General features: G+C 67.0%; 3 protein-coding genes. All 3 read right to left on the bottom strand.

Translation table 11 applies throughout. The features are described 5' to 3' along the window. Window positions 1-3 precede the first annotated feature (3 nt). Window positions 4-1,152 carry a flagellin gene (locus AC04MD_RS20210; protein WP_475498985.1) on the bottom strand — a complete coding sequence of 383 codons (1,149 nt, stop codon included), beginning with the start codon at window positions 1,150-1,152 and terminating at the stop codon, window positions 4-6. A gap of 181 nt (window positions 1,153-1,333) precedes the next feature. Next, the gene (locus AC04MD_RS20205; RefSeq protein ID WP_475498984.1) at window positions 1,334-2,539 is read right to left on the bottom strand and encodes a flagellin; all 1,206 of its coding nucleotides are present in this window, start codon (window positions 2,537-2,539) and stop codon (window positions 1,334-1,336) included. Window positions 2,540-2,618: 79 nt separating this feature from the next. Further along, on the bottom strand, window positions 2,619-2,861 hold a 243-nt coding region (locus AC04MD_RS20200; protein WP_475498983.1), incomplete at its 5' end, for a flagellin.

The raw sequence follows: 2,861 nt of genomic DNA, 5'->3' as shown, positions 1-2,861 counted from the left end.
GGCTTAACGCAGCAGGGACATCACGTTCTGCGGCACCTGGTTGGCCTGGGCCAGCATGGCCGTACCGGCCTGCTGCAGGATCTGGGTGCGGGTCAGTTCGGCGGTTTCCTTGGCGAAGTCGGTATCGCGGATGCGGCTGCGCGAGGCGGCCAGGTTCTCGGAGCTGGTCTGCAGGTTGGCGACCACCGAGGTGAAGCGGTTCTGCACCGCACCCAGGTCGGCACGCGCGCCGTTGACCGAGGTCAGCGCGGAATCGACGATTTCCAGAGCCTTCTGTGCGCCTTCCACCGAGGTGATGTCCAGGTCCTTGACGAACGAGGCCGTGGCGGTCGCTGCGGCGGTGGTCGTAGCGGCCGTCAGGCCCGATCCGGTCACCGTGCCACCCACCACCAGGTCCTTGCCTGCCTTCACCGAGTTCAGGGTCACCTGGTCGGCGGTCACCGACGCGTACACGCCGGTCTCGCCCATTTTCGCGTTGATCGCGGTCGCCAGCGTCTTGGCGATGTCGTCGCCGCTGGTGCCGTTGGTGTAAGCGACGGTGTCGATCGCGATCGCGTTGATGGTCAGGCCGGCGATGCTGCCGTCGGCGCCTGCATCGGCGATTGCGGTGCCGGTGACATCGGCGGCGAACTTGATGTTGCCCAGCGACTGCGAGCGGGCATCGACCACCTTGTCGATGGCGATGGCCTGGCCGGCGTTGGCGCCGACCTGGAACAGCTGGCTGGAGAACGAACCGTCCAGCAGCTTGGTGCCGTTGAACTCCGACTGCTTGGCGACGCGGTCGATTTCCGATGCCAGCTGCTTGACTTCGGCATTCAGCGCGGCGCGGTCGGACGAGGAGTTCGTCGCGTTGGCCGACTGCACCGACAGCTCACGGATACGCTGCAGGTTGTTGCCGATTTCGGTCAGCGAACCTTCGGCGACCTGGGCCAGCGAGATGCCGTCGTTCGCGTTGCGGACCGCGACGTCGAGGCCGCGGATCTGGGTGGAGAAGCGCTCGGAGATGGCCAGACCGGCGGCGTCGTCCTTCGCGCTGTTGATGCGCAGGCCGGACGAGAGGCGCTGGATGGTGGTGGCCAGCGAGGCGCCGCTGCTGCTCAGGTTGCGCTGAGCGTTGAGCGACATCGTGTTGGTATTGATGACCTGTGCCATGACGGGGTCCTGGAGAAAGGGAGGGTGATGCGTGGAGCGTGGGGCGGAGAGGAACGCCCGGCGCCCGCCACCAAACCGGTGGAGGGCGGAGGAAGGGTCGAACCCTTCCTCCCGGCGTCAATCGGAGGGAGACGAATCCATCCGGGACGCCTGCACCAGGCGACGATTCCTGCGAAACGGTTTAGCGGAGCAGCGACATCACGTTCTGCGGCACCTGGTTGGCCTGGGCCAGCATGGCCGTGCCGGCCTGCTGCAGGATCTGGGTGCGGGTCAGTTCGGCGGTTTCCTTGGCGAAGTCGGTGTCGCGGATGCGGCTGCGCGAGGCGGCCAGATTCTCAGAGCTGGTCTGCAGGTTGGCGACCACCGAGGTGAAGCGGTTCTGCACCGCACCCAGGTCGGCGCGCGCACCGTTGACGGCGGTCAGCGCCTTGTCGACGATTTCCAGCGCCTGCTGCGCACCCTTCACCGAACTGATGTCCAGGTTGGCCGCGTACTGCTTGGTCGTGGCCGTCGTGCTGGCCGCGACGTCGGCCGGCGCGGTGCCGCCCGTCCAGGTGCCGGTTTCGATGGCGATGCCCTTGAACGCACCATTGGTGCCCACGCTGTCCTTGACCGAGGTCAGGTTGACCGCACCGGTGTTGCCCAGTTCGGCCAGCACGCCGGTCTCGCCGACCTTGGCGTTGATGGCGGTGACCAGCGCCTTTGCGGCGGCGTCGCGCGTACCCGCGGCGGTGCCCTGCGCGGCCACGTCGACGGTGTCGATGGTAACCGTGGCGCCGTCGGCGTTGGTCAGCTGCAGGCCTTCGATCTTCAGCGCGGTGACGCCGTCGGCAGGCGTCGCGGTGGTGAAGGTGGCGGTGGCGAACATCGCGCCGCCTAGTGCATTGGCCTTGGCATCGACGGTCTTGTCGATGGCGATGGCCTGGCCGGCGTTGGCGCCGACCTGGAACAGCTGGCTGGAGAACGAACCGTCCAGCAGCTTGGTGCCGTTGAACTCGGACTGCTTGGCGACGCGGTCGATTTCGGCGGTCAGCTGCTTGACTTCGGCATTCAGCGCGGCGCGGTCGGACGAGGAGTTCGTCGCGTTGGCCGACTGCACCGACAGCTCACGGATGCGCTGCAGGTTGTTGCCGATTTCGGTCAGCGAACCTTCGGCGACCTGGGCCAGCGAGATGCCGTCGTTCGCGTTGCGGACGGCGACGTCCAGGCCGCGGATTTGCGTGCTGAAGCGTTCGGAGATGGCCAGACCGGCCGCGTCGTCCTTGGCGCTGTTGATGCGCAGGCCGGACGAGAGGCGCTGGATGGTGGTGGCCAGCGAGGCGCCGCTGGTGCTCAGGTTGCGCTGAGCGTTGAGCGACATCGTGTTGGTGTTGATGACTTGTGCCATGGAGGGTTCCTCAAGGCGTTGGAAAGGTGGGCATCAGGCGGGCGGGGAGAGTGTCGTCCGCCCGATGCCGTTCAGCGGCTTAACGCAGCAGGGACATCACGTTCTGCGGCACCTGGTTGGCCTGGGCCAGCATGGCCGTACCGGCCTGCTGCAGGATCTGGGTGCGGGTCAGTTCGGCGGTTTCCTTGGCGAAGTCGGTATCGCGGATGCGGCTGCGCGAGGCGGCCAGGTTCTCGGAGCTGGTCTGCAGGTTGGCGACCACCGAGGTGAAGCGGTTCTGCACCGCACCCAGGTCGGCACGCGCGCCGTTGACCGAGGTCAG

The organism is Pseudoxanthomonas sp. LjRoot206 (assembly GCF_056175725.1).
This window is presented reverse-complemented; position numbering and strand designations above follow the sequence as displayed.